A 21,374-nucleotide genomic window follows, 5' to 3' on the forward strand; every position below is an offset into this window, starting at 1 on the left:
CAATTGCGGAGAAGCCTTTTCGACAATCTGGACTGGGGAGTGGGGTGTCAGCTGTGTTCCTTGCCGAGGCACCGACATCATCTTCGGAAAAAGCCCAGTCATCCCCGGCTGAATCTTTGCCTGCACACCGCAAACGCGACTTCCGAGTGGGACTGTCAGTCGCGGTCGCCCTGACTGACGGCTTCGTCATCGCGTTCGCGGTCGCCGCTGCGCATGCGTTTCATTTGTTTGTTCGTGCCGGTGTTGGCTTCGGAACCTGGCGGGAGCCTGCATCCTTTGTGATCGCCTTGGCTTGGTTTGGGCTGCTGCGATTGGGCGACAATCGCTCGTCGGTGCGGATCGGTGGCCCTGACGACGTGAAGCGGGTGATCACCGCAACGCTGTCGGTGTTCGGGCTGGCGACGATCGTGACTCTGTTCCTCGCCGTCGACTTCGGTCGAGACCAGCTGATGATTGCGCTTCCGCTCGGACTCTTCGGATTGTTGCTGTCTCGGTTTGGATGGCGGGTTGGCATTCACCGATTCCACGCGCATGGCGTACTGCGGACCCCCGTGCTTGTTGTCGGCAACGCTGAGTCGGCGAGAAACTTGGCAACCGTCCTCGATGGCGACGTGATCGGCGAATACCGCGTCGCGGGTCTGTACCTCGTCGGAGATGCGCGTCCGTCAGTTCTGGACTGGTCCCAGCGCGAACTGGTGCCTGTCTACTGGGGTACCGACGACGGCATCATTCGCGCTGTCGAGGAGTGCGGAGCCCGCGCAGTCGCCGTCACCGCATCCGAGCACCTGGCGCCGGAATTCATCCGCCAGCTGACGTGGAGTCTCGAAGAACACGACGCTCAGCTCATCGTTAGTCCTGGAGTGACCGACGTAGCGCTTCCTCGCATGTTGCTGCGATCGATCGGAAATGTGCCGCTGCTCTACGTCGAGCCACCCCGGCACTCCCGAGCAAACCGGCTTGGCAAGGCACTGTTCGATCGGTTGTTCGCCCTTGTGGCATTAACCATCGCTTCGCCGCTGATGATTGCCATTGCCATCGCCATCAAGCTGACGAGTCGCGGCTCGGTGTTCTACTGCTCGGAGCGCATCGGGGTGTCTGGCCGACCGTTCCAGATGATCAAGTTCCGATCGATGTTTCACGGTGCTGACAAGCAGGTCTTCTCCGTGATCGATGCACATGGCGGTCATCGCGATCAATTGCTGTTCAAACTTCAGAACGACCCGCGCGTAACGAAACTCGGTCGAGTGCTCCGTCGCTTGAGCGTCGACGAACTTCCGCAGTTCCTGAACGTGCTGAAGGGCGACATGAGTGTCGTCGGGCCGAGACCGCCGCTAGGACGTGAGGTTGCGGTCTACACGCCAGACATGCGCCGCCGGCTTCTCGTGAAGCCTGGCGTCACCGGATTGTGGCAAGTCAGCGGGCGTTCAAACCTCACGGTCGAGCAGGCGATGCAGCTCGATCAGTACTACGTCGACAACTGGTCCATGGGATTCGACGTGGCGATCATCTGCAAGACATTCCGTGCGGTTCTTAGCCGCCACGGCGCGTACTGAGGGGCCGGAATGTCTGGATCACTGCGAATCACGATTATCGGCGCGAACTATGCGCCCGAGCCGACCGGCATCGCTCCGTACACGACTGGCATGGCGGAAGGCCTGGCGGCTGCTGGACATGAGGTCACCGTCGTCACAAGTTATCCGCACTATCCGGCGTGGAATCAACCGGAGGGTGTTCCGCGTCGATCAACAGAGATGCGGAACGGTGTGCGCGTCGAGCGACTGCGTCATTACGTTCCAGAGGAGCCGTCGGCGGCAAAGCGGTTGCTCTACGAAATCGGAGTCGGGGCACGGATCTCGCCTAAGCGGCTGAATAATCCGGACGTCGTCATCTGCATTAGCCCACTACTGTTCGCGTCGCGAATCGCAGTATCGCGCGCTCGACGTCACTCGTCGTCGCCTGCGATCGGCGTCGTCGTTCAGGACATCTACTCACTCGGCCTGGCCGAGACGGGCGTCGGATCGTCACGGTCGGCCGGTTTCGTGCAGAAGGTGGAGTCGCGCCTGTTTCGTCACGTTGACGGCGTTTCGGTCATTCACGAGCGGTTCAAGAACCGTCTGGTTGACACCTTGGATGTTCCAGCCGAAAAGGTTTCGGTAATCCGCAACTGGACGCATGTGCCTCCGGCAGAGGTGTTCGACGTCAAGGAATTCAGATCGGCATTCGGTTGGACTGCGGACGACATCGTCGTCCTGCATGCGGGCGCGATGGGCGTTAAGCAAGGCTTAGGGAATGTTGTGGCCGCCGCGCGCGTGGTCGACGAGAGGCGACTTCCCGTCAAATTCGTCCTTCTTGGCGATGGTGGCGAGCGACGGGCACTCGAGGCTGCGGCCGCGGGAGTGAAATCGATCCAGTTCATGCGACCGTTGCCTGATGTCGCCTTCCGCCAAGCACTGCAAGCAGCGGACGTCCTCCTGGTCAATGAGCGGGAGGGTGTGACCGACATGTCGGTGCCGAGCAAATTGACGACGTACTTTGCGGCAGGACGGCCAGTTCTGGCGGCGGCAGGAAAGGGCGGCGCAACCGCGGAGGAGATCCGTCGTTCCGCGGCTGGGGTTCGTGTCGAGCCGGGGGAGCCTTCAGCGCTGGTTGCCAAGATTCTGGAACTTCGCGGTGACGAGCGTCGGTCGACGCTTCTTGGACTTCGGGGTGAGCAATACGCGAACTCGGTATTGTCGCAGGATGCGGCGGTGGCTGCGTATGACGAGTGGGTGCGATCGCTCAAGGCGAACCGCGGATAGTGCCGTAATACAGGGGCTTGGGAACAGATGCGGTGACGGTCCGTACCAACAAGCGATCACTTCTAGGAAAGCGACTGGCGTTCGTGAGAAAGTCACGCAGTCAAGCGTTCCCCGATTCGCTCGTCGTGCTTGAGCCGAATCCAAGTGGGCATCGCTTCTATTACTGCGCAGTACTAGCACGTCAGGCATCGAAGCGTGGGGCAGCGTTTACGCTCGTGACGACCAGTGCCGCGCGTGCATCGGTCGAATTTGAGGCGCATTTCGGGGCGCGACCCGAACGACTATCGATCGTCGTCGAAGACAGGGGCATAAATCGACGGACTGGTCAGATCTCGCGCGAGTGGTACCGGCGAGCTGCTGAGACTGCGGGCCGAGGCAACTCAGGGCATACCCGTCAAGTGGTCCTTGACGCCGACCGGATAATGCAGTGGCAGTTTGCCGACTTCCGCCGTTTTCGTAGGACAGTCCTGCTCTTGATGCGCCCACCACAAATTAGGTCTGGTGATCTAAGGCAACGATTGATCGGTCTGTTGAAGCTAGCGTTAGCCAACCTGTGTAGATTGCGCGGTGCGAGCGTCAAGTACCTCGTGCCGGCAGGCCCCGTCGACCTATGGCGGGATTGCAGACATCGCGTACCTGACCCAATCGAACAGTCGGCATCGGTAGGTCGAACTGAGTCGCGCCTTATGCTCGGGCTGGAGTCGGGTCGAATATGGGTCGGAATACTCGGTCACATATCTGAGAGAAAGAATCCGGATCTAATTATTCGAGCCATGCTCGGCCTGCAGTGCGGCGAGTTCGGCTTGATGGTTGCCGGGAGTATGACGCAAGTCGTTGCAGACAAGTGTGAGCCGCTCCTTCGCGCATTTCAGGATCAAGGAGGCGCCGTCGTCCGGATCGATGGCTACCTCGACAACGAGACCTTCGATCGTGCTCTTGAGTCGGTGGACGTCACTGTCATCGCACATTCAAACGAAGGCGCCAGCGGGATACTAGGTCGATCACTTGCGGTCGGCGTGCTGCCCATCGTCGCGGGGCCGCCCGGATTGAAGCGGTACATTCGTAACTTCCCGGCTTCATTGACAGCGCCGCTGTCAATCGAGGGCATCAGAGAAGCACTGCTGAAGGTCAAATCGATCCTTCCTGCTCAACCTATTGAAGTGTCAGGCGCTGATGACTTCTTCGAGCAGTTGATCGCTCGTTAGATGAACGGCATCGCACGTCCGAAGTGGCGCCTAGCGGCTGACTCGTTGAATCGGGTCGGCGCTCGTATGTTTGCAGCCCTTTTGCAGGCAGGGTTCTTGCTGGTGCTTGCCCGAGCCGTCGGGCCGACAGATCTCGGCGCCTTTTCTGTCGTGTATTCGGCCACGCTCGTTGCTGCAACAGTTCTTGGTTTCGGAGCGTCGACCCGCATCTTGCGTATTTCGTCCGAGGATGAACCCGAATTGACTGCTAATGCTCTAACGGCATTAAGGCTGGTCGGGTTGATCGCGGCGATCCCTATTGTTCTGACGATCGTAGACGGATTCTTCAACTACGGCTTTGCGATCGTTCTCGCAGGGACGGTTGTGGGAGCAAGCGATCAGCTGGCTGAGTACGTGCTGGCGAAGCATTCCGGGAACCATCGAAACACGCGAGCATCCGTCGTAATCGTGGCTCAGCGACTGTTGTTGTTCGGGGGACTCGTCGCAGGGCTGTCGGTTGCGTCGCTCGGCGTCTGGGGTGGCCTCGTCCTTTCGGCAATCCTTGCCACTATGTGGACGGTTGTCGAACTCGGGACGGTCCGATTCGTTTGGCGAGACATGCGGGCACTAGCAAGAAGTTCAGTCGGCTATCTATTCAGTTCGGCGGTGTCGAGTGCCAACCAGCTCGAGATCATCGTTCTCCAACCAATCGCCTCCGCTGCGATCGCAGGACAGTATGCACTCGCAAGCCGCCTGATGAATCCGTTGACGATGTGCATCGCCGCTCTGCAGTCGATCGCAATTCCGGAGTTGGCGCGGGCAGATGGCCCCAAGCGCTCAAAAGTAAGGCGGGTCGTTTTGCTTTCGGGAATAGGGTACGGGGCGGTTCTTGTGCTCCTCTCCCCGGTTATCGTTGCAGTTGTTCTCCGCGTTATTGGTTCAGAGTACGATGCGGCACGTGCTCTTCTGTATGCTGTAGTAGTTTCGGCTGCACTGTCCAGTGTTGCGCAAATGATCAATTCAGTTCTGATTTCAGAAGGCCGTCCCGGGATTGGTGCGATAAATATTGCAATTGGGCGCGTGCTGGCAATTACGTTGCTCGTAGGACTCGCTCTGTCCGGATGGCAGGATTACATTTGGATCGCCTTGTTAACGGCACACGGCACTGTATTGACGTTGTTCGTTGTGGGCTTCCGTGTCAGCGAAGCAAAGTCTGCCATTTCGTCGATTAGGAACGTTTGATGGTATCCAATTCGACTGAACATTCGGAATCTAGCTGGCGACAGCTGCTCGCGATGGACCTCGGTAGATACGACGACGTTGCTGGTACCGGAGTCGTGCGGATGATCTGGGCGTTCGTCACGATTGCCGGTGTCCGTGCATCCGTGCTGCTCCGATTGCAGGAGCATTCACCGTTTGGACGCGTTGTCGCAGTGAAGAAGCTGCTTCGCACGGTGAATCTCATTCTCACGGGAGCTGATTTCGTCCCAGGCTGCCGTATTGGAGGAGGGCTAGTTATGCGTCATCCAAACGGAATCGTCGTCGGCGGAACTGCAAGTGTGGGCGAAAACTGCACCATCCTTCAACAAGTAACGCTCGGCGAGAACATGAGCCGATCGAGCTCGCAGCGCCCAGGAGGCCCGACTGTCGGTGACGATGTGGTGTTGGGCGCCGGTGCAAAGATTCTTGGCTCGGTCAAGATCGGCAGCGGCGTCACCGTAGGTGCTAATGCGGTTGTTATTCGTAGCGTTCCAAGCGGCTCCGTCGTGGGCGGAGTCCCCGCAAGAATTCTCGCGTCATCGGTAGGAGACATGTGAAGGGCCACGAGAGCGCTGACTTGGATCTCGAACGGCAGCCCGACTTTTCGGAAGATCCGAGGAAAATCCACGACTCGCTAGTTAGGGTCGCATGGTTTACAAATCTGGCTAGTCCCTACCGTTTGCCAGTTTGGGAAGCGCTGGCTCGGTCCTGTCAGCTGACTGTATTTCTGCTGCACCCGGATGCTTCTGTCGCCACCGACGCTCGACGCGGCGACGACTGGACCGCCGCATCGGCTAGTTCCCAACACGTCCGTTTTCAGCCGTTGGAGTCCCGCTTCGTTCGCTATGGTGACGAACCGTATTACATCCTTAAACGCCATTCAGCTCGGCTCGTAAGGGATTTCGATGTTGTGGTCTTGGCCGGGTGGGAGTCGCCGGCCTACTGGCAAGTTGCGATGGCGTGTCGAACCGCAAGGGTTCCATACATCTCATTCTATGAATCGACCATGGCAACTAATCGCTTTCGACGGGGGCCTGTTGCGCGTATCCGGTCCGCTGTACTGACCGGGGCTGCAAGTGTGGTGGTTCCAGGTAAAGCGGCACAGAGAGCTGTTTCGGCCGCCGGTGTTGATGACAGTCGGGTTCGTCGAGGATTTAACCCGGTTGATGGAGCGTACTTCTACCAGGCTGCACGTGACTTCCGCGATGCCTCGCAGTCTGCGGCCGGACGTTACAGTTACGTGTACATCGGGCAGATTGTGCATCGTAAGAACATCGATGCCCTGATCACTGCCTTCGAGACCTTGCCTGAATTCAGTACATTGACAATTATCGGGCGTGGCCCTGGCTCCGACGAACTGGCGAGTCGAATTATCCGCAGTGAAATGACGAACCGAGTAACTGTGATTGGGTTCGCTCAAAATAGAAATATTCCATCGGAACTTGCGAAACATGCCACGCTTGTCCTTCCCTCACTCACTGAAGTATGGGGCTTGGTCGTAAATGAGGCGTTGGCGGCTGGTCTTCATGTCGTCGTCTCGCATTGTTGCGGAGTTGCGGAGGAAGTTGCAGAAATGCCAGGTGTGTGGGTCACCTCAACTGATGCGAACTCAATCGCTGAAGCCATGCGGGAGAGTGCTGTTCAATGGAACGGCCCACTTCAAAATCCGCCAATTCTTGAGTACAGCCCGGACCGATTCGCTGACGTGTTCCTTGACGCGATACGACAGGCGGTTACCCGATGAACGGTGTGGACGTCATCAAACCAACTTCGACTCGTACGTGGGGCAAGAGAAGACGCCCGAGATCTGGCGAATCGTCGCGCTTTACCTATGCGGATTGGTGGCGCAGGCTGCTGGGCATTACCGCAGCGGTACCGACTCTGGTCACCACGGTGCCTGTCGCGGCTGTAATCGGGGCGCTCGCGCTGCCGAGTGGGAAGTTTCGTTTTGGTCGTCCGGCGCATTGGATTACATACCTTGCCGGGATGTCCGTTGCCCTCTATTTCGTCGCCAGTCTTATCAATCGCACTCGCCCGGACTACTTTTCTATCGGCCAGGTGGCTGTATTTGGATTCTTCGTGGCGGTCGCGATTCGCAGCGTCGAAAATGTCCGGCATGCCGCCCAGTTGGCGGGGTGGGTAGCGCTTAGCTCCGTGGGTTACCTGGCAATATTCGGCGTTGCACAGGGGAGCGGACTGGAGATTTCTTGGAAGTATGGGCTCGCGTATCCGGCGACAACGTTGATCATTTATTTGTGCTGCTTGCTGCCCTCGGCACGCCTTGCCGTGACTGTATTCGCATTGGTGGCAATCGGTCTGTTGGGTCTCTTCTTGGGATACAGGTCGCACGGGGGCATCTGCATTCTGAGTGCGATGTTCGTGCTGCTGAGTCGAATCAGTGGTAAGAAGCGCGTCGCCATGCTCGTCGTCGGGCCGCTTGTTGCCTACCTTGCGATAGTTGGCCTTGAACAAGCGATTTTGAGCGGAGTGTTTGGTTCCTCGGTTCAGGCAAAGACCGACTATCAAACCTCGGGCGACACCCCGCTCTTGTTCGGTGGGCGTACCGAGACGCCGCTGTCGATTGCGGCAATTGCAGAGAAACCGATTTGGGGCTGGGGCAATGCTCAGACTATCGACGCGCAAGTTATATCGTCTGGGATTGCTATTGCGCGCGATTTCGGCATGAATCAACCAGACCAATTTCTACAATACTGGGTCCTCCCGAATGGCTTCATATCGTTGCATTCGATTGTCCTGAGTACCTGGGTCGAAGCCGGCGTATTTGGGGCGATGCTTCCATTCTTGTTGTTAGCGGTATTCGCGTGGGCGTTCACGCTGGCGAGGGGACAGTTCGGCCCTCTGGTGATGATTGTTTCAGCTCAATCCTTTTGGGCGCTGCTCTATTCCCCTTGGTCGGGAAATCTCGGTGTGCAGTTGGGAACGGCCTGTGCCCTGGCAATTGTTGTAATTTGCACCGCCAAGTCGACTACCCAGTAGTCATGCTTTTGTCGACAAGAGTTGAACGGCACCACGACAGAAGGAATCGACCATCGCACTCAAGTCGGGAACTGATTCATTGGGTTGCGGTTGCGGTGCCGCGATCATTCGATCGAGTATGAATTTCGCAAACTCTCGAGGGTCTGAGGTGTCGGCCTTGAAGAGGGATTGTCCGTCGACAAGATATTCAACCTCGGGGGCGTGAGCGGCAAATTGGGTCGTCACGACCGGAAGTGACATCGTCAAGGCCTCGACGGCGATAAGCCCTATTCGCCCTGGATTCACGATCAACGACGCCGCTCTTGAAATCAGAGCTTTTTCGAGATCCCCGACATAGCCGAGCAGCACACTTTGACCGCGAGCCGTCGAGGCTGTGAATAGCGGCGCCAGCTCCCCCTTCCCGCAGATTAGTACTTTGACGGCTGGATCGAGGTTCCAGAGTTCGTCGAGTGCCGAGGCGAGAAGGTCGATCCGCTTGGATGCATCGAGGCCACCGATGTAGGCAATTGTTTTTCCCTCGGTGAGATCGTGGTCCGCGACGAAGGCGGAGACCTGATCCACTGACAGTTCGGCGATTGCTTTCCGAAGCGTGGAGGTGTCGACCGTGTTGTTTAGAACGGTCAGTTGATTCGGCTGTACTCCGACTCGATGCGCGTAGTTCGCGCCTCCTTCGGTATACGCAAAGACATGGTCGGCGCGACGTAGTTGCCATCGTTCGATCAATGCATCGACGGGGTTGGCGTCCGACACATAGCTTGCGATGTGCCCCCAAACCCCGATCTTCGGCGAACGAGAATGTGCTCGGGAGAGAAGTGCGCGATTCAGTTCGATCCAGCTGCCCATATGCGGATATATGACGGCGTCCGCGTCCCGAACAAGGCTCCATGAACGTGTCATGACGGCCGGCCCGAGTTTGCGGGATCTAAGTCGAACTAGCCAGTCCGGATTCTCCGCATCGCCGCGTTGCGCTTGGGAGGATTCTGGGTCGCCCGCTGCGACGTGCACGTGGATGCCGAGTTCAAGTAAACGGCTTGCAACCTGCTCGAAGAACTGCAGTCGGTATCGCGGTAGATACGGTTGCACAATCCATAGTTCTTTCAATCCAGGTACCTGCGCAGACCCTTGCGCGGGCTAGTCTTGTTGTCCCGGTTCGCGGTTGAGTACATGGCCTCGAGTTCGGTGACCACCGCGTCGACCGACATATGAGTCCGTACATAGGCGCGCGCTGCATTGCCTATTTCGCGAGCTTTGCCAGGGCTCTCCAGGAGCGACTTTATTGCGGACACCAAGGCGGTAGTGGTCGGCTCGATCACTATTCCTCCCCGTGAGTTTCTGACGTGTTCAGCGAGGCCGCACGAGGTGGTGATTATGACGGGTGTCGCGGCAGACATTGCTTCGAGGACGGTCATTGGGAACGGCTCGTCGACCGACGGCAGGACATAGATCGCAGAACGGCACAGCCGTTGCATCACGTTCTCAGGTGCAACGGGACCTTCAAACCGTATGTCGGGCAAGTGGCTGCCGCTAACCTCGGCTTTGAGGGATGTGAGCATTCCTTCGTCGGGCCCGGCAATGACGAAGTTCGCCTCGAGGCCTTGCTTGAGAAGGATTGCTGCTGCGTCGACGAACATGTCCGGCCGCTTGCGGGGATGCAGTCTGGCTAAGAAGAGCACCTCCGGTTTCCCGCTAGGCGATTGTGGTTGATCGGTAGTCGCCGGGACTCCGTTGGGTAGGAATCGGAGGTTTCTCAGCTGGGCGACCGCCGCCAACTCAGTTCGCTCCGTTGATGTCAGAAAATAGACCGCTTTAGCGCTTTGCAGATTCCGGCGTGTCATCAGGAAGTCGAGGGGACCTGCCAGCCGATTGGAGCTTCGAGCGATCATTCCGTGTGGTTGGGCAACATAAGGGACGCCTGAACGTCGAACGATGTGCGTGGCCGGCAGTGTCACGAGATCGCGTCCGAGATGAATATGTACGACGTCGAACTGTGCGACGTGCTTCCGTAGCCATCGCATAAGCGCGGGGGAACTCAGGCCCGAAAATCCAGTTCGTGTGACGACTCGACGCGCGCGAAAAAGCTGAGCGGGCACTCCGCCAACCAGAGTCGGCGGATGCGCGTAGTCATCGTATGCTCCAGCGATTACTACGTCGTGCCCCCGGTTCTGTAGCTCGCGACATTGATTTTCCGCGACTCGAATTGGGCCGCCGAAGGCACCCGATGGTGTGACAAGTGTGACGATGTGAAGGATTCGCACTCCGCTACCTCGGCGGATCCGCAAGGACGAATTCGCCGCGCGCTACTGATCCAGCGGAGACGATTGCCCCAGCATGAAGGTGCGTCCCTCGAAGGACGATCGCTCGGGCGGCAACCCAAACGCCTTGATCGATCATGATCGGCCTGTTGTCGAACTCGAACGTAGGGGACCGGCGGTCGTGGCTTCCCGTGCAGATGAGTGCCTCCTGGGAGATGCAAGTGTCCGTGCCGATGGTGATCGACTCCAAGTTGAGGAGCCACGCGCCTTCACCGATCCAGCAGTTATCGCCGACGGCCAGCTTCCACGGCCAATGCACCCGTACTCGATGGCGAATCAGAACCCCTCTGCCGATCTGGGCACCAAAGGCCCGGAGGATCGCTGGACGAACCCGGGCCGGCAGCCACCACTTCATGAAGACGAGGTTCGAGACGCAGAACCAGAGAACCTGCACGATGACTGGTCGACCCTTGTCGTAACCGGCTCCCGTGAAGCCTGAGAGATCCCGGCGGGCTGCCTGTTCCATGCTGTGAATGGTATCCGCCGGAATTTGCGAAAACCGCACCTCGGTTCCCTGAATGACAGAACTGACGAACGTATGTCATCCAATTGGACGACAACGATTTTCGAGCAGTGGTGGAATCTCTCCCGGAGTTCCTCTGGGCATCTCGAAGCATGCTTTTTTCGATATGATTCCCGGGTCAATCGACCGTCAGCTCGAAATTTGGGGACACACGTGACGCAGGCGAAGAAGGCGTTTATCACCGGGATCACGGGCCAGGATGGCTCCTACCTTGCGGAGTTGCTTCTGGGCAAGGGCTACGAAGTCCATGGCCTCATCCGACGCGCCTCGACCTTCAATACTGCACGCATCGATCACCTCTATGTCGACAGCCACAACCCGGACGCGCGGCTGTTCTTGCACTATGGCGACCTGTCCGACGGTGCGCGCATGGTGACGCTGCTTTCCGAGATTCGGCCGGATGAGGTTTACAACCTCGCTGCTCAGTCGCATGTTCGAGTGTCCTTCGACGAGCCAGAGCACACCGGTGACACAACTGGCGTCGGCGCGATGCGACTGCTCGAAGCCGTCCGGCTCACCGGTCTCCACTGCCGCTACTACCAAGCCTCATCTTCGGAGATGTTCGGCGCGACCCCGCCACCGCAGAACGAGGAGACTCCGTTTTACCCGCGCTCGCCATACGGCGCCGCCAAGGTCTACGCGTATTGGGTCACCAAGAACTACCGCGAGGCCTACGGCATGTTCGCGGTCAACGGCATCCTCTTCAACCACGAGTCGCCGCGACGCGGTGAAACCTTCGTGACCCGCAAGATCACGCGCGCGGTCGCCCGCATCAAGGCCGGCCGCCAGTCCGAGCTGTACATGGGTAACCTCGACGCGATCCGTGACTGGGGTTACGCCGCCGAGTACGCCGAGGGCATGTGGCGCATGCTCCAGGCCGACGCCCCGGACGACTTCGTTCTGGCCACAGGCATCGGCATCACCGTGCGTGACTTCCTCGAAGCGTCCTTCAGCCACGCGGGCCTGGACTGGCAGAAGTACGTGAAGTTCGATCCGCGCTACTTGCGCCCGACCGAGGTCGACGCCCTCATCGGCGATGCTTCCAAGGCAGAGGAGAAGCTCGGCTGGAAGGCGACCGTCGCCCCCGACGAGCTCGCCCGCATCATGGTCGACTGCGACATCGAGGCCCTCGAGCACGGTGACGGCTACATCGACCAGCCGCGGCTCTCGGGCTGGCCGCTGCACTCGGAGCTCCGTCGTGGATGACTTCGTCCCGCAACCGCTCGACCGGGACGCGACGACCTACATCGCCGGCCATCGTGGACTGGTGGGCTCCGGGATCTGGAGGAAGCTGACGGACGAAGGCTTCAACTCGCTTGTCGGCCGCTCCTCGTCGGAACTCGACCTGCGCGACCGCAACGCGGTGTTCGACTTCTTCGCCGAAACACAGCCCCACTACGTCGTACTGGCCGCCGCCAAAGTCGGTGGAATTCTGGCGAACAGCACCTACCCGCATGAGTTCCTCTCGGACAACTTGCAGATCCAGCTCAATGTCATGGACGCAGCGCTCAAGCACGGAACTGAGCGACTTTTGTTCCTCGGCTCGTCCTGCATCTACCCGAAGTTCGCGCCGCAGCCGATTACGGAGGATGCACTCCTCACCGGGCACCTCGAGCCGACCAACGATGCGTATGCCATCGCGAAGATCGCGGGCATCCTGCAGGTTCAGGCAATTCGGCGCGAGTACGGAAAGCACTGGATCTCGGCGATGCCGACCAACCTCTACGGCCCTGGCGACAACTTCTCACCGACCGGCTCGCATGTCTTGCCGGCGCTCATTCGTCGCTACGACGAAGCCGCGCAAAGCGGTGCCGAGACGGTCACGAACTGGGGGACCGGCGCGCCTCGGCGCGAGTTCCTCCACGTCGACGACATGGCATCGGCCTGCCTCCACCTTCTCGAGCACTACGACGGACCTCAGCAGGTCAACGTCGGCACTGGCACCGATGTGACCATCGCCGAGATCGCCGACGTGATCGCCGACGTCGTCGGATTCGAAGGTGAAACCCATTGGGACACAAGCAAGCCGGACGGAACCCCGCAGAAGCTGCTGGATGTCAGCAAGCTCGGAGAGGCTGGTTGGAAGGCTTCGATCGGGCTTCGTGAGGGAATCGAGTCGACGGTCGAGTGGTATCGGCGGCACGTGGGCGAAGTGCGCGCTTAATGCAGCGCCAAGCTTGCGTTCGAGGTCGACGTGCACGTTAGTCAAAGGCAGCCTGTTCGCGACGAAGTCAGCGCTCTTATTCATGGGCTGAAAGTCCTGATAAGTGATCCGACGGCGAGATGGCTGGTGCCTGCCGAGCTTCGCAACTCTCGGCTTGTGGCGGTCGCGCAGCGTCACATGGTCTTGCCCTTCTTGCGGCACAGTATCGACCGGATCGACGCGGACGACTCCACACTCAATGAGCTGCGCGCGAGTGGCACAAGCGTGGTTCTTCTCGCGCTGAATCTGATCGGGGTCTTTGCCGAGACCTACGGACTATTGGCGGACGCTGGGCTCCGCGTCCTAGCCGTCAAAGGCCCGGCCTTGGCTGTTCAGGCGTACGGAAACACCACCGCTCGAGGTGTTGGGGACATCGATCTACTCGTGTCGCCGGACGACTTTCCGACTGCGCTGGACATTCTGAGCTCAGCGGGCTGGCAGCCAAACCCGAGCGAGCCGCTCCCTTCCGACAGTTGGGTCTGGCGCTATCGATTGGCGACGTATTACGAGACGACACTCGAGCGGTCAGGCGAAGCTGTGGATCTTCACTGGCGACTTTCGCCATTGGTCGGTGACCTGCCTGTATTTGATGAGCTGTGGCGGCAACGAGTCGAAGTCGACCTCGCGGGATCCTCGATTTCGACGCTCGGACTTGAGCACGCGCTGCAGCATTCTTGTAGCCACGCGGCGCGAGATGAATGGGCCTATCTCCGCAGCTCTCTGGACATCGCACTACTGAGTCAACGGTCTGACCGTCAGCCGAGTGGACTGAATCGACGGCAACGAGCGAGTCTTTCTGTGGCACGGGCTTTACTCGTGGAGCCTCCAGAGCGGACCGCTCCGTCGCTACGTCGAGCGTTGCGGTTAGCTTCGGTGAATCAACGTGATCCAGATCCGCGCGCCGATCGCGGTTATCGGCCGCTCTCGTCGTTTGCAAAACTCATCCGTCGTATTCAGTTGGGTCCATCGCCGAAGAACGTCCTACGGCTTGTCGCCGCCGTGATAGTTCCGAGCGACCGTTTGACAGGGCGGGAAAACGAAGGACCTGTTCGTGGGTTCCTTGGTGCGGCGGGCACGCTCGGAATCGAGCGGATGAGGCGATTGCCGATGCGTCCGGCCAATCGCGACGATTCTCAGCGCATAGAACACAATGCGCAGGACCTGACGTGACCGACTTGCGGGCTTACAGTGGCCACGGACTTGTTGTTGCGTCCGACATGCAGCTCAATTTGCGCGAGATTGGTGGGACGGCACTGCCAGACGTCACGATCGAATCTGGCGATATCAGGTCGGTGCCACGAATGAACCCCGACGCCGACGTGCTACTCGAACGTGTTTGGCCCGAGGACGGCGGTTTTCAAGCGCTCGAGCGTGGAGCCGAGGGACTTCGGCTTGTCCTGTCGGACATCGCTGAATTGACAGGCGACCAGGAGTTTCGCCGGATCGTCGCCCATCCCGCAGACGAGACCAAACGCGAACTCCTTCCAGTCATAGCCGAGGGCATCGTTCTTTCCCTCCATCTCTACCTCGCAGGGCATCCGGTTCTTCATGCAAGCGCGGTCGATGTCGGGGGACAGGCGCTTGCTTTCGTGGGTGCCTCGGGAATGGGCAAGTCCACGATGGCGACGATTCTGGCGATGGCAGGAGCCAAGCTCGTCACCGACGACGTGCTTCGTATCCATTTAGGGGATGTGGTTGAGGTCTTCCCCGGTGCCACAGGAACGCGACTACGGCAAGGCGCGAGGCAGCTGCTAGGCGGAGCAGGAAGCGTTCCGGTTCGAAAGACGGCCGACGACCGGACTATGGCTTTACTGAGCAGATCAGAGGCAGAGATTCTCCCACTGTCCGCGATCGCGATTCCAACTCCGGACCGAACGTCTTCAAGGGTCACCGCTCGCCGCCTTACCGGAGTTGAGGCTTTGAAGACCTTGCTCAGCTACCCGAGAATGATCGGTTGGCTTGACAAAGACGTTCTCTCGGAACAGTTCCAGGTGTCCGCAGAGTTGGTGCGCCGCACGCCGATCTGGGACGTGTCGATCCCGTGGGGACCACCATTCGACCAAAACCTTGCCGAGGAATTGTGTCGGGTGATCGACGTTGAATTCTCGGCGCAATCCAGCAAAGGAGTCAGGGGATGAGTATTCGTCTTCGTCCGACCGATGTTGCCCTCACCGAACTCGACGGCGAAGTCGTCCTTCTCGATCTGCAGAGTTCGCGGTATCTCTCAGCGTCGGGTACGGGGGTTGTTCTGGTGCGCCTGCTTCAGGAAGGCTCCTCAGAGGAGCAGTTGGTATCCGCCCTGACGGCTCGGTTCGATGTGGATGTGCCGACGGCGACCACAGACGTGAGGGCATTCCTGAACGATCTGCGGTCCCGCGGCTTGCTCGAAGAGTCATGACGCATTGAACCTCTTGCTATGAATGGGATGTTCGCGCGCTACGCGAATCGACTTTCCGCGTTGAGAGACACGGCGACGGCGGTAAAGGTACTTTGGCGCGCTGACCGCGTTCGAACCGCGCTCGGCGCTTCCCTGCAGATCGCACAAGTCGTCTCGACCCTGCTGATCATTGTTGCAAGCAAGGCGGTGATCGAGGCGATCATGAGCGCGGGCCGCAGTGGCTCGATCTCCGCGCTTGTCGTTCCTCTGGTTGCGCTTACCGTGCTGACCGCAGTAACCAGTTCGGCTGCGATCCTCGAAGCGCAACATGATCGGATCCTCGGCCACAAAGTGGAGCAACAAATCTGGGACCGACTGCTCAAGGTAACGACCAGAGTAGATCTGGACCGGTTCGAGTCGCCACGGTTCGCTGAGCATCTCGATCGCGTAGTGACCAACGCGATGGACAAACCCGTCGATGCGGCGCGGTCGCTGTTCGACTTCATTGGCTCGCTTCTGGGCTGCGTGACAGTCGGCTTTGCCGTCCTGGTGATTGAACCTCTCTTGGTTCCGCCCCTATTGCTGGTGGCGATTCCCTCCGCCTATTTCGCGGTACGTTCCAGCAATGCGGAGTACCTCTACGCGACCGACGTAACGCCGACCCGTCGTCGCCTGTACTACCTCCGATTGCTCATGACCCAAAAACCTCACGCTGCTGAGTTGCGTGCCTTTGAATCGGCGCGATACCTGGCTTCACGCCATTACGACCTCGAGGCGACTTTGCTGACGAAGTTGCGAAGAGTGGTCGCGACTCGCCAGCGTTACGGCATTGCTGGCGGAGTGCTCGCCGGGCTGGGTTTGGCCCTCACGCTGGGAACAGCGATGCTCCTCATCAATAGCGGGTCCCTCTCCATCGCAGCGGCTGGCTCATCTTTTGTGGCCGCGCGATACTTGGCGAACAATGTCGGTCGACTTCTTTCCGACCTCGGAAGGCTCACCGAGGCTCTGCCGTTCATCCGTGATTTCGAAATCTTCGAGCGGACTTACGCAACCAGCGTCGCCGAGGTGTCCAAACACGATTTCGACGACAAAATACGGCTCGAGGGCGTCAATTATCGCTATCCGGGTTCAATGACCTTGGCGCTGAAGCAGGTCGACATCGAAATTCGGAAGGGCCAGGTCGTCGCCCTCGTTGGTGAGAATGGTTCAGGAAAGACGACCCTTGCCAAGGTTGTTGCTGGCCTCTATCTCTCCGAGAGCGGTCGATACACGTGGGATGGTGTCGAGCTGGCAGACCCTCGAACCGCGCGATCTGCGATCGCCTGTCTCTTCCAAGACTTCGACCGCTTCAACTTCTCCATGCGAGAAAACATTGCTATCGGCGCGACCGACCGACCTGTCAGCGACGATGACGTTGTTCGTGTTGCGCACCGCGCCGGATTGGCCGACACCTTGGACCGATTACCGGATGGCCTAAATACGCAACTCGGCAATGTCTTCGATGAGGGCGTCGATATGTCGGGAGGCCAGTGGCAGCGAATCGGCCTTGCACGGACCCTTCTAAGGGGATCGCCATTAGTTGTGATGGATGAGCCAACAGCAGCGCTCGACCCAAGAGCCGAGTATGAGCTCTTCTCCGATGTCCGTTTGACTCTCGAGGGGCGGTCCGCATTGCTGATCACACACCGCTTTGCCAGTGCGCGACTCGCAGACTTCATATACGTGATGAGGGATGGCGAAATTGTGGAAGCCGGTTCTCACGAACAATTGATGGCACATGACGGCTTGTACAGCGAGCTGTTCAGCCTTCAGTCGGCAGGCTACGTGTGAGCGTCACGAAGTCTGCCGACATGGGATCGATTGACTGTCCGCTGATTTCCAACCATGAATGTGCCAGGAAGGCTCCGCGAGCGTCGCGGGTGACACCGATTCGGACAACCGGTTCCAAGTCCCGCAGTTGTACTGCGAGCACGAGACAGCGACGTAGGCAGGTGTCACCCCAGGGCCATCGCTGCGTTGTCCAGTTCGTCAAGTTCACAGCCCGGACAAATCGTCCGGGAATCTCGACCTCGGACATGGATGCCGGCCGTGACGCCGACATGTCGAGTCTGATTCTCAACAGCCGGCAAACGGATGGAAGCTTGGTGATCCTGAGTCCGATTTCGACGGCCAGCAGCCGAGCGAGAATTCGCGCTGCTAGCGGGACGAGCCTAATTTTGCGTATCAAGCAGTTGGTTCCTCGTTCAGATCGACAGGATTCAGACTACCGCGCACCGTCGAACGGGGCCCTAGCTGGAAATAGGGACAAGTGACATTCGAACTGCCGCCCGGCGAGCTGAACCTTTCGCCGCTCCTACCTGATGAAATCCTTTTCGGGTTTCCCGACGGGGTCGATCATCGACGTGCCGAGGAATTGGAGCGAATCCGGGGAACCCGTACCGAACGTCCCGAGCACGTCCTCTCTGACATTCTTGCTGGCGCGCTGTCGCGCCCACCATGTGTGGTCGCCTTCTCGGGTGGGCGGGACTCGTCGCTGATCCTTGCTTACGCTGCACGGACTGCTCGAGAACACGGACTGGAACCACCTGTCGCGCTGACCCATCGATATGCGTCCGACGACGTTGAAGCAAACGAGGACCAATGGCAGGAGCGGGTAGTCGGGCACCTGCAAGGCCTCGGTCTTCGGTTCGAGTGGAATAAGGTCGAGATCGATCAGGAGTTGAATGTCCTCGCTCCGATGACCACCAGCGTCCTCAAACGAGTAGGGCGCGTGCTCTTTCCGCCAGCGATCAGTGCAACGGTGTTCAACGCAGCGCTGGTTCCCGGGGGGACAGTCGTCACCGGGGAGTTCGGAGACGAACTTTTTTGGACCTATCGGTCAACGGCAATTAGGCAAGCGCTTCGGGGTAACGCGCGCGGTGTTGGACGGCGACGCGTTCTGAATTCAATCAACCACCGAATTTTTCCCCGAATTTCCGTCGGAATTGCTGGCGAGAATTTTCCATGGCTGAAACAAGCTCCGCGGCGAAGGTTCGAAGAAATGCTCCGGCGCGATCTGCGCGAACGCTTCTGGTGGTCAGCGGGGGTTCGCGAGACGCTCAGTTCACGGTATGTCGCGCTAATGGATGAAGCCTGCCGCGGTGTCTCGGGGCTCTTCGGGACTGGACTTGTCGAACCGCTCAAACAGACTGAATTTGTTCATTCGTGGACTCAGCACAGTCCGAAGTTTGGTCTGACCAGGACTGAGTCCATGCGATTGCTTGCGGGTGATCTGCTTCCCGACGACGTTCTCGCCCGAACCTCGAAAGCGGCGTTTGGCGAATCGCGCTTCGGCGAGGGCGTTCGGCAGTTCGCCGAGAACTGGTCAGGGCACGGACTGAACACCGACGATGTCGATGTCGAGGTGCTGCGCGAGACATGGTTGCAAGGGGAGTGCTCGCCTCAGTCAGTGATGCTGCTTCACGCAGCTTGGTTGAACGACAACGTGAACAACTAGCGCATTCTCTTACGACAGTCGCTGGTTGGATGCGTCCTGCTTGCTTCCCAACTTGGGCTTCGGAGCAAGCGTCAGCTCACGCACGGAACCCAGGTCAACGAGCTTCGGAGCCGAGTAGGTTTCGCGCATTGGATTTCTCCCAAACTTCTTTGCGGCTGAAACTGAAGTTTTCAGTCGACAAACGTTCAACAAATTGTTCTCGCCGAAACGATAGCTGCTTGAACTCGAAACTTCGAGTCGGCAAGGCCAAAGTCATGCGGTTGAAGGACACGGTTCCGACCTGCGGAAATCCAGTGTGGTCGTCCTTTCAACAGTTGATCTTTGGGTAGCAGATGTCACAATGGCCGAGTGTCTTCCGCCCCTACCGCTGCCGTGATCGCCGTCCGTGATCGCCCCGACGGACGGGGACGTTAGCCATTAGCGCGCGCCGTCGAACTCAGCTCATCTGGTTGGTCCTCATCAGCGTGGGATTGCTTGTCGCACTTGCTATTGCAGTCAATCTCGACGGTCTGGTCGTTCATGCAGACTGGCGGATCGGGCTCAAGGTCAAAGCGCACATGACGCCGCGGCGAACGCACCTCGCCCAGCTCATCTTCAGCGCCGGCGACCCGGAGGTGCTGATTCCCCTCACGGTCGTGGCGGGCGTGAGCATTGCCGTTTGGCGGAAATCACTTCTGCGGGGTGCCTTGATCCCCACGGCTGTGGGGGTGGCAAGTGCCGTGAGCGGTGCCCTCAAAGCCCTACTGCCCTCGGTGCGTCCGGCCGGATGGGCTGATCAGATGCATTCTTTCCCTTCTACGCACACAACGGCGACTGCCACGCTTTTCGGCGTCGTCGCCGTTTGCGCATTCCTCCACTGGAAACAGCAGAATCAGGCGCTTGTATTTGCCGCGTTAGGTGCATTCGCGATGGCGGCGGCGTGCGTTCTCTACCGCGCCCACTGGCCTTCCGACGTCCTCGGCGGCCTGCTGATCGCAACCGCCACGGTGGCAACCGTTCGGCTTGTATTGCTCCGCCACCGCTGACCCGAATTGGGCATGACCTCCAGTAGTCAATCCGTCGAGTGGCAGAATGTCCGGGTGCCTTCAAGCCTCCACGATGACGTGATCGCCGCATGACCGACGTGACCACGCTGCTCGCTGTCGCGTTCTTCGTCGGCATCGTCGTCGGGATGACTGGCATGGGCGGCGGGGCCCTCATGACGCCCGCGCTCATCTTCCTTGGCATCCCGCCAACGGCGGCGGTGGCCAACGACCTCGTCGCGGCCGCGGTCAACAAGTCGACCGGCGCGATCGTCCACTGGCGTGCAGGGTCCGCACATCTCAAGCTGACGGCGTGCCTTATCGCTGGCTCGGTACCCACGGCTTTCGCTGGGGCATTCATCATCGAAGCCTTCGGTGAATCGGCCAAACAGCAGCACTTCGTCAAATCCGCGATCGGCTGCACGCTGATCCTCGCCGCCGGTGCGTACGCATTCCGCGCGCTCGTTCGCATGCGCCGGGCGATCGCCGGCCACCAGGTCGAAAGCGATCACATTGAGATCCGCGTGGTGCCGACCGTACTGCTCGGCGCGTTCGGCGGCTTGATCGTCGGCGTGACGTCGGTCGGCTCGGGCTCGATCATCATGGTCTTGCTCATGGTCATGTACCCGATGCTGTCGCCGGTCCGTCTCGTCGGCACCGACCTCGTGCAGGCAGTCCCGCTCGTGGCTTCGGCCGCGCTGAGCCACATCCTGGTGAGCGGCGTCGACTGGAACATCCTGCTTCCGCTCATCGCAGGTGGCACGCCCGGCACGTTCCTGGGCGCACGCCTCGCGGGTTCCGTCTCGCAGTCGATGGTCCGTCGCGCCCTCGTGATCGTGCTCGTCATCACCGGCGTCGCGATGCTCACGAAGTCGCCGTATGTCGTCGGGGGAGTCGCGATTGCGCTCATCACCCTCGGACCGATCGCGTGGGCATTCGTGCGCCGCGCGCATGGCCAGAAGCCGTTCCAGCGGTTCGGGATTCTGTCGCCCACGCCAGAAGTGTTCGATTCCCCAGCTGCTTCCAAAAGTTCATGAAATTCCGTGATGAGCACCCTCTACCACCTCAAACTCCGATGGATTGCCGTGCAACGCACCTGATCAGGTATGCGCTGCGGCAATCGATCCGAGTTTGAAGGCGCTACAACACGCAAGATCCAGCACACTCGGGCGCGACGACCTGGCGAAACGATGTGTAACCAG

General features: G+C 59.4%; 21 protein-coding genes and 1 pseudogene. 17 read left to right on the plus strand and 5 right to left on the minus strand.

The window, feature by feature from the left end; genetic code table 11:
- Positions 1-146: 146 nt before the first annotated feature.
- The 7 genes from F600_RS0114850 (at position 147) to F600_RS0114875 (ending at position 8,239) form a co-directional block, all read left to right on the plus strand.
- The gene (locus tag F600_RS0114850) at positions 147-1,553 is read left to right on the plus strand and encodes a sugar transferase (protein WP_018161412.1); all 1,407 of its coding nucleotides are present in this window, start codon (positions 147-149) and stop codon (positions 1,551-1,553) included.
- A 9-nt stretch (positions 1,554-1,562) separates the two neighbouring features.
- Entirely contained in the window at positions 1,563-2,798 is a 1,236-nt protein-coding gene (locus F600_RS0114855; protein WP_018161413.1) for a glycosyltransferase, read from the plus strand.
- A 773-nt stretch (positions 2,799-3,571) separates the two neighbouring features.
- A complete protein-coding gene (locus F600_RS0114860) occupies positions 3,572-4,003 on the plus strand; it encodes a hypothetical protein (protein WP_018161414.1) in 432 nt (143 codons plus the stop codon).
- The gene (locus F600_RS0114865; protein ID WP_018161415.1) at positions 4,004-5,224 is read left to right on the plus strand and encodes a lipopolysaccharide biosynthesis protein; all 1,221 of its coding nucleotides are present in this window, start codon (positions 4,004-4,006) and stop codon (positions 5,222-5,224) included.
- Positions 5,224-5,799, plus strand: coding sequence for a serine O-acetyltransferase (locus F600_RS28440; protein ID WP_018161416.1), 576 nt, complete (start codon positions 5,224-5,226; stop codon positions 5,797-5,799). Before F600_RS0114865 ends, F600_RS28440 begins: the two co-directional genes overlap by 1 nt.
- A complete protein-coding gene (locus tag F600_RS31230; protein WP_081628854.1) occupies positions 5,796-6,986 on the plus strand; it encodes a glycosyltransferase in 1,191 nt (396 codons plus the stop codon). Before F600_RS28440 ends, F600_RS31230 begins: the two co-directional genes overlap by 4 nt.
- Positions 6,983-8,239, plus strand: coding sequence for an O-antigen ligase family protein (locus F600_RS0114875; protein ID WP_156024596.1), 1,257 nt, complete (start codon positions 6,983-6,985; stop codon positions 8,237-8,239). Before F600_RS31230 ends, F600_RS0114875 begins: the two co-directional genes overlap by 4 nt.
- Here the strand turns inward: F600_RS0114875 and F600_RS0114880 are convergent, their stop codons facing one another.
- Genes F600_RS0114880 through F600_RS0114890 form a run of 3 tightly spaced genes read right to left on the minus strand, consistent with a single transcriptional unit; the run spans position 8,240 to position 11,017 of the window.
- Positions 8,240-9,322: a glycosyltransferase family 4 protein gene (locus F600_RS0114880; RefSeq protein ID WP_255222392.1), complete on the minus strand. Its 1,083-nt coding sequence runs from the start codon at positions 9,320-9,322 to the stop codon at positions 8,240-8,242.
- 14 nt (positions 9,323-9,336) lie between these two features.
- Positions 9,337-10,494, minus strand: coding sequence for a glycosyltransferase (locus F600_RS32625; protein WP_162141422.1), 1,158 nt, complete (start codon positions 10,492-10,494; stop codon positions 9,337-9,339).
- 4 nt (positions 10,495-10,498) lie between these two features.
- Entirely contained in the window at positions 10,499-11,017 is a 519-nt protein-coding gene (locus F600_RS0114890) for an LbetaH domain-containing protein (protein ID WP_018161420.1), read from the minus strand.
- A 210-nt stretch (positions 11,018-11,227) separates the two neighbouring features.
- On the opposite strand from F600_RS0114890, the gene gmd reads away from it, so the two are divergent.
- The 6 genes from gmd to F600_RS0114920 all read left to right on the plus strand — a co-directional run bounded on the left by gmd (position 11,228) and on the right by F600_RS0114920 (position 17,484).
- A complete protein-coding gene (gmd, locus tag F600_RS0114895) occupies positions 11,228-12,280 on the plus strand; it encodes a GDP-mannose 4,6-dehydratase (protein WP_018161421.1) in 1,053 nt (350 codons plus the stop codon).
- Positions 12,273-13,238, plus strand: coding sequence for a GDP-L-fucose synthase family protein (locus F600_RS0114900; RefSeq protein ID WP_018161422.1), 966 nt, complete (start codon positions 12,273-12,275; stop codon positions 13,236-13,238). Before gmd ends, F600_RS0114900 begins: the two co-directional genes overlap by 8 nt.
- Positions 13,239-13,364: 126 nt before the next feature.
- Entirely contained in the window at positions 13,365-14,447 is a 1,083-nt protein-coding gene (locus tag F600_RS0114905) for a nucleotidyltransferase domain-containing protein (protein ID WP_156024597.1), read from the plus strand.
- Positions 14,444-15,415, plus strand: a complete 972-nt coding sequence (locus F600_RS31670) for a phosphoenolpyruvate carboxykinase (ATP) (RefSeq protein ID WP_156024598.1) — start codon at positions 14,444-14,446, stop codon at positions 15,413-15,415. Before F600_RS0114905 ends, F600_RS31670 begins: the two co-directional genes overlap by 4 nt.
- The gene (locus F600_RS0114915) at positions 15,412-15,675 is read left to right on the plus strand and encodes a PqqD family protein (RefSeq protein WP_018161425.1); all 264 of its coding nucleotides are present in this window, start codon (positions 15,412-15,414) and stop codon (positions 15,673-15,675) included. The genes F600_RS31670 and F600_RS0114915 overlap by 4 nt, the downstream gene beginning before the upstream one ends.
- Before the next feature lie 18 nt (positions 15,676-15,693).
- The gene (locus tag F600_RS0114920; RefSeq protein ID WP_081628858.1) at positions 15,694-17,484 is read left to right on the plus strand and encodes an ABC transporter ATP-binding protein; all 1,791 of its coding nucleotides are present in this window, start codon (positions 15,694-15,696) and stop codon (positions 17,482-17,484) included.
- Here F600_RS0114920 and F600_RS32695 read toward each other — a convergent pair.
- Positions 17,456-17,881 carry a lasso peptide biosynthesis B2 protein gene (locus tag F600_RS32695; protein ID WP_081628859.1) on the minus strand — a complete coding sequence of 142 codons (426 nt, stop codon included), beginning with the start codon at positions 17,879-17,881 and terminating at the stop codon, positions 17,456-17,458. The genes F600_RS0114920 and F600_RS32695 overlap by 29 nt on opposite strands.
- Before the next feature lie 81 nt (positions 17,882-17,962).
- Here F600_RS32695 and F600_RS32700 point away from each other — a divergent pair.
- Both F600_RS32700 and F600_RS32410 read left to right on the plus strand, forming a co-directional pair.
- Positions 17,963-18,751, plus strand: a pseudogene (locus F600_RS32700) (asparagine synthase-related protein); the annotation flags it as partial.
- Positions 18,752-18,904: 153 nt separating this feature from the next.
- A complete protein-coding gene (locus tag F600_RS32410; protein WP_245541539.1) occupies positions 18,905-19,150 on the plus strand; it encodes a hypothetical protein in 246 nt (81 codons plus the stop codon).
- 9 nt (positions 19,151-19,159) lie between these two features.
- Here the strand turns inward: F600_RS32410 and F600_RS31675 are convergent, their stop codons facing one another.
- Positions 19,160-19,279 carry a lasso RiPP family leader peptide-containing protein gene (locus tag F600_RS31675; RefSeq protein ID WP_018161429.1) on the minus strand — a complete coding sequence of 40 codons (120 nt, stop codon included), beginning with the start codon at positions 19,277-19,279 and terminating at the stop codon, positions 19,160-19,162.
- Positions 19,280-19,614: 335 nt separating this feature from the next.
- On the opposite strand from F600_RS31675, the gene F600_RS0114940 reads away from it, so the two are divergent.
- Together F600_RS0114940 and F600_RS0114945 are read left to right on the plus strand one after the other, a co-directional pair.
- On the plus strand, positions 19,615-20,175 hold the full coding sequence (locus F600_RS0114940) for a phosphatase PAP2 family protein (RefSeq protein ID WP_156024599.1): 561 nt from the start codon (positions 19,615-19,617) through the stop codon (positions 20,173-20,175).
- An 89-nt stretch (positions 20,176-20,264) separates the two neighbouring features.
- Positions 20,265-21,209 carry a sulfite exporter TauE/SafE family protein gene (locus tag F600_RS0114945; RefSeq protein ID WP_018161431.1) on the plus strand — a complete coding sequence of 315 codons (945 nt, stop codon included), beginning with the start codon at positions 20,265-20,267 and terminating at the stop codon, positions 21,207-21,209.
- Positions 21,210-21,374 lie beyond the last annotated feature (165 nt).

The organism is Smaragdicoccus niigatensis DSM 44881 = NBRC 103563 (genome assembly GCF_000380645.1).
In the GTDB taxonomy this organism is placed as follows: Bacteria; Actinomycetota; Actinomycetes; order Mycobacteriales; family Mycobacteriaceae; genus Smaragdicoccus; species Smaragdicoccus niigatensis.